Origin of the sequence: Serratia montpellierensis (assembly GCF_020858655.1) — a bacterium.
GTDB classification, from domain to species: domain Bacteria; phylum Pseudomonadota; class Gammaproteobacteria; order Enterobacterales; family Enterobacteriaceae; genus Serratia; species Serratia montpellierensis.
The window spans coordinates 72817-73040 of sequence record NZ_VOSN01000002.1 but is presented as its reverse complement, the minus strand read 5'-3'; the positions used below and the strand labels follow the sequence as shown (position 1 = coordinate 73040).

The 224-nt window shown below is 50.9% G+C and carries 1 tRNA gene; it reads right to left on the bottom strand.

The features are described from left to right. Positions 1-96 precede the first annotated feature (96 nt). A tRNA-Gly gene (locus FUU19_RS01585) sits at positions 97-172 on the bottom strand. Positions 173-224 lie beyond the last annotated feature (52 nt).

The window sequence follows — 224 nt, the reverse complement described above, 5'->3', positions numbered from 1 at the left end:
GTTGCGCTCTACCAACTGAGCTATTCCCGCGTCGCATAGGTACTGCTTGATACTGCTTTATTTATTCATCATGCCGCATCGCGACATTGTTGAATTTGGAGCGGGAAACGAGACTCGAACTCGCGACCCCGACCTTGGCAAGGTCGTGCTCTACCAACTGAGCTATTCCCGCATTGAGATGCTTTTGGCATCCGGCCACCAAACACTGGAGTGACCTTTGAATT